Annotated in this window: 3 protein-coding genes; all 3 read right to left on the minus strand. The window is 33.0% G+C overall.

The genetic code is table 11. From position 1 onward, the window contains the following. Positions 1-100: 100 nt before the first annotated feature. Entirely contained in the window at positions 101-1,480 is a 1,380-nt protein-coding gene (locus MK119_RS24025; protein WP_290684242.1) for a hypothetical protein, read from the minus strand. 194 nt (positions 1,481-1,674) lie between these two features. Then, a complete protein-coding gene (locus MK119_RS24030; RefSeq protein WP_290684244.1) occupies positions 1,675-2,862 on the minus strand; it encodes a hypothetical protein in 1,188 nt (395 codons plus the stop codon). Between the two features lie 2 nt (positions 2,863-2,864). Then, complete coding sequence (locus tag MK119_RS24035) at positions 2,865-5,087, minus strand: hypothetical protein (RefSeq protein ID WP_290684246.1); 2,223 nt, start codon at positions 5,085-5,087, stop codon at positions 2,865-2,867. Between the last annotated feature and the right edge of the window lie 159 nt (positions 5,088-5,246).

Here is a 5,246-nt window from a genome sequence, read left to right on the forward strand (position 1 = left end):
GAACCATTCTTGTAGGTGACAGCCTTTGTGAATAAGCTCAATCCTAATATTTTATGTAATAATGTAATTTTCATTTTTCTTAGGGCTTAATTATTAAATGTTAATATCTTGTTTGTGTAAAATCAAGCGTTGCAGACCATCTTATATTTTCATTTGCAACTCCAACCACCTTTATTCCTACTTTTTTATTTGCCAAAGCACGTATGTAAGAACTATAAGATGCACTGCCAAAATTTCCAATAGATGGAATACTAACATCTGCTGTAGATCCGTTTACTCTTGAAATACCATTAGAATCAACAACTAAATTATATGTGCCATTATAGCTTTCTGATTTTGAAAAATCATCTTTCCAAGCTATTACAGAAACTGTAACTGTATAAGCGCTATTTTCAGGTAAAATAATTGAATTTGTACCATCTGTAGCAGACATAAATACACTTGATACATTTGTAGTATTTGCACCTAGTACTATTCTACAGTTTTGATACAATCCATTCTTTTCATCTGTTGACTTACCTCCAGATAAAACAAGCGCACCATTATGAAAACACTCTCCTCTTCTACCGAAACCTACAGAATCTTCTTTGGCATCAACTTCAGAACCGATTATTGAATCTCTCCCTATCCACAAGCATCCATTTCCATTTACTTTTAAATTCGTTCCTATAGCTCCAGAGTTATTCCCATCAACTTCTAAACCTTTACCTAATCCAACACAATTAAATGAATCGTTGTTGTTTCTTCCAATCCAAATTCCTGTACCTGTGGCAAAATGAAAAGAACCCCATTGTCGAATGTATGAACCACCTTCAATCGTATTATGTCCATTTCCTTTGAAAACAATAGAGTGATGTGAATTTACTTTTGAAGCTATTGCATTTACAGAATTGTCATACCCACTAGTATCTATCAAGAAAACATTTGCTTCAGGGTCTTCATTTTCTCCAAATACTGTAAATTCAACCAGACTTCCCTCTACTGGTGGTGTATTAAAAGTTATATTTATTGTATTAGTTCCATATCCTGAATTAACAGTGAATCCATTTCCATCACTGTAAGCTAGTATTGTTCCATCCGAAGGTCTTTTTATAATTGCTCTGGCATTCACAGTCGGTAAATTGTTTATAACAAATGGCGCTGTTATATTGTAAGTGCTAGTTGTCCCATCTCCTTGATAATGTTGAACATGTAACTCAATTCCTATGTAGTTGGGTTGCTGCTCAGTTCCTCCAAATAGATTACTCGAGCTTGTGCTTGCTTTTTTTATTATGTTTGATTCATAGGGAATGTTCACGCCAAACCCTAAAAAATTACTTAAAAGGTTCGCTGGAATTTGTTTTAAAGTTTCATCTGAAGCATCAATCGCTAAATGATGTAAGTTTTCATCAAATTCAGTTACAACTGTTGATGTTGTAGCCTCTTGTCTGTTGCTAAGTTCAGCTTCTAAAGCTGCCACTCTTTCTTCTAATGTTGGCATAATTTTCTTATATTTGAACTATGGATTTTCTATATCTTTTAATCGCTGTTTTTTTTATTGCTAAGTTTTTTATTCAAAACTCTGTAACTACTAAAAATGAATCTTATTTACATGAAAGTAGAAACTCAAAAACTACTATCGTAAATCAAGAAATACACAATCACCTTCATATATCTGATAAACAACTTAAAGAACTAACTGATAGAAACAAGTGATGTATTGTTTGTCAAATAAGCTCCGTTAATTGTTATTAAATTTATTCCTTGTAATCCTGTGTACAGGATTGATTTATCATTGTAAACATCATTTGCTAGTATCATTTTAAGTGTTGTTGCATACTCATTTAAGTCCTCTAGCTTTTCAGTTTCTGGATTATCTTCAATTGTATAAGAACTACCATCCATAAAAAAGATATCCTGCGCCGTTGCCATCTTTAACATGATATTTATACCTGTAGGCATAGCTGAAAATTTCATTTCATAATTTTCAAACACATCACTATCAATTAAGGTTGTATTTTGATCTGATTTATTAATAGTATTACCTCCATCTGGTGAATACTTGATCGGATCTTCCCACCTTAAGCGCATCATGTGTTGAATATTCCACGAATAGTTAATTTGATGATTCTTAGTGTTCTCATGAATAATCAAGCTTGTATTTTCGTGTTTTTGCTTCACATGAATTCTTTCACTAACAGCTGAAGTTTTTATATCTTCATCATTCCATGCCTCAATCTGAATTTGATAATATCCTTCTGGATAGTTATTGAAACTTACATCAAACTCATATACATTGTAATTGACTGAATTATATACTGATCGTACCTGTGTGTGTTGCGCTGTTGTATCTAAATAAGGTATGTCAAATATTAAAGCATATACTTCTTCATGATCTAGCCAAACAACAGAGTCAATAGTAATTTCTCCATGAATATCATCAACTATGTTTTTACCTGGAATTAACCAATAAGGGACATATTGTCGTAAATCATACGGAGCCATAGATGTATTCTCTGAAGAAAGGATACTTCCTTGCTTAAAGTAAATAGCTAACTTTCCATTACTACTTATTTTCTTTGCGGTTCTGTAGTCTTCAATGTTTAAGTTTTCAGTTCTTTTATGAATATCAAGTTCATCATGTTCTCCAATGGCATTAAATACCTTAACTCTGTGATTTTCGTAGCTACTTCTAAACTGTGTTCTAGTGGCATCGTCATTTTGAAATAATTGATAAAAATCTTTATTGTTTAGAATTGATTGTTCCTGATAACTCAAAGTGTTTGCTACTGTTTTTATGGTATATTCAAAGTTTACAACTTCAACAAATCTGTGTGAGTTGTATTTTGATATAAAAAAGTATGGTTCGACAGTATTAAGCATAGTTATTGAGTTACAGTTAAATTAGACGCTAATATTAGTTTCCATTTTCCAACTCCAGAAGGTTCTACAGATTCTATATAACCGTATTCGGTCTGTCCGTTCTCGTTAGTGAATTGCACTTTGCAGTAGAAATTTGGTATTTCTTGGCCGTTAAAATCTGTACAGCCCTTTATTTTTTGTAAAAGACTCTCATCGATTGCGTGTTCAAATTCTATTGTGTTTATTGAAAAAAGTGGATTGCCTAAATCCGAGTTTAAAAGATTAGCATTTTCTGTCACTGGACTTGCACCAATTAATTGAGTGGTCATAGAGCTGTTTGCTGTTGAACTACCAAACTTAAAACTTGAATTACTGTAGCTGTAGAGTGCAGTAGCTATAAGCCAATCATGGCGTTTTCTGTTATTTGCTGGTGAAAATCTTAAATTCTTAACAGTATCAGGGCTATATATACCAGTTGGAGCAACTTGAAAATCATCTTGCCAAACACGCTCTCTTAGTATTCCAGAATCTTCAATCATATCTTTGATGAAAATATCAGTATCAGCGCTAGCGTCTTGAGTTGGATGAGTTGTCTTTTGCTTGTTTCTTTGAATTTCTTCGCCGTAAACATCAGCTCTATACCTAGAACGTTCATCATATATATTTTTGAGTCTAGTGAATGATGTTACATAATTTATCTTGCCGTTTGGCTCGTCAAGCCCCATTACTTCTTCGTAATAACCGCCTTTTTCATAGCCAATTTCTACAGCTGAATAGATATGCTCTTTACTTGTTTTTCGATGAGCATTGGTTATTTGATTCGGAAGGACTATTCCAATGTTAGGATTCCAAAAGTATGTTGACTTTTCAGCTACTATATACTCTTTATAGTCTCTGGTTTCAATTCCTAGAGAGATATTGAATACTGACTTTAATGTTTTTGCATAATCACTCAAAGAGGTTGCGAATTTCTTATACAGTTGATCATTACTTTCAAAATTTCTAAGCCACATACCACTATAACAATAAACATCTGACCACTGGCCATTTCTAATATTTCCGTGTTCCATTTTACCTAATACAGAAGATTTGAAACGATTTTCTTTATCTGTTATAAGATGTACTAACCTATTACCTAAGTCAAATAGTGAAAGGCTTTTTGTGGTTGTTGGTGCCAAAGTGCTATTTTCTTCAATTGATACATCCGCTTTTGAAAATGTTGAATAAACTCTGACACCTGCATTATTATCATCTTCTAAGTCAGCAGCTAAATGTGCTTCGAGAGATAAACTTTCCCCCTGTAATAAATTGATCGTTTCAGAATGAGTTATAGATAAGTTTTTTGTAAAGGAAGCAACAGTTCCAAATGGCAATTTATTAACATCATCAGAAGGAAGTCCACTACTAAACCCATTTAGAATTGTTCTTTCTTTTAAATTATAATTATTCCCGTTTTCATAGACAGTTAAGCAAATATGATAGTTACACCATTGCACATTTTCATACAACTGAAAAAACGAACTCATAACTGTTTCTAAACTCACACTCAAAGTTCTATCTCTGTCGCATTTGTTAATGATCATCATACCAGAAGTTCCGACTTCTGTTGATCCATTGGAACTAGGAATCACGCTTTGAGCAGTTTCATGTGATCTACCTGAAATAACTACGGGAATACCACAAGTTTTGTTAACTGTAGCTCCTGTATTGCTCTCGGCTGTTGTAATTGCTACAGGATTAATTTCATTTACTTCAAAGGTTGTTCTTAAGAATGTTTCTCTACCAGCAATCGTAATTATTTCTGTTGAAAGAGGTTCAATTGAGCTATTATCAATTGTTGTCATTGTCTCGATCTCAATTTTATTAGAATCTCTCGTTTTGATTATTGGTAAAAAACCGCCGCTACTAATTTTAACTGATAATTGACCATCTTTTTCATCAACAGTAGTTAGATTTAATATTCCACTGTTTGAGTCAATCCAAACATCATTTACATCCTTCACCTGTCTTCTTAGGATAATTTCTTCATTAGCTCCAATTGTTTCTTTTATGTTTTTTATGAAATCTTTTGAAGTTCCAACAAACTTTAAATCTGTTGAATAATTAGTGATCATCCCTTCATACGTAGAATCGCGCTTAAACGTTTCCTCTGTATCTCCTGTGCCAATAGAATCTACAACAAGAAATGGTGCCTGTGAATAATGCTCCAAATAATATCTTTCAGTTTCGTTATATGCTCCGTTCATCCTATGTATTGTTTTTTACCCATTGTGCATGTTCCCATGCTTTAGCTAATGCTTCGGTATTCGTTGTAGTGTGATAATTAACTTTTACGTTTTTAAATCCGTTTTTCACCGCATTGCCTACTGATTTCTCTATTGCGGCATGTATTTCTTTGTGATTTA

Source organism: Kordia sp. (assembly GCF_022447245.1).
Taxonomy (GTDB): domain Bacteria; phylum Bacteroidota; class Bacteroidia; order Flavobacteriales; family Flavobacteriaceae; genus Kordia.

Bases quoted from the DNA above. Each gene is read 5' to 3' on its own strand.
- MK119_RS24035 (WP_290684246.1), bottom strand. From the start codon at position 5,087: ATGAACGGAGCATATAACGAAACTGAAAGATATTATTTGGAGCATTAT.
- MK119_RS24025 (WP_290684242.1), bottom strand. From the start codon at position 1,480: ATGCCAACATTAGAAGAAAGAGTGGCAGCTTTAGAAGCTGAACTTAGC.
- MK119_RS24030 (WP_290684244.1), bottom strand. From the start codon at position 2,862: ATGCTTAATACTGTCGAACCATACTTTTTTATATCAAAATACAACTCA.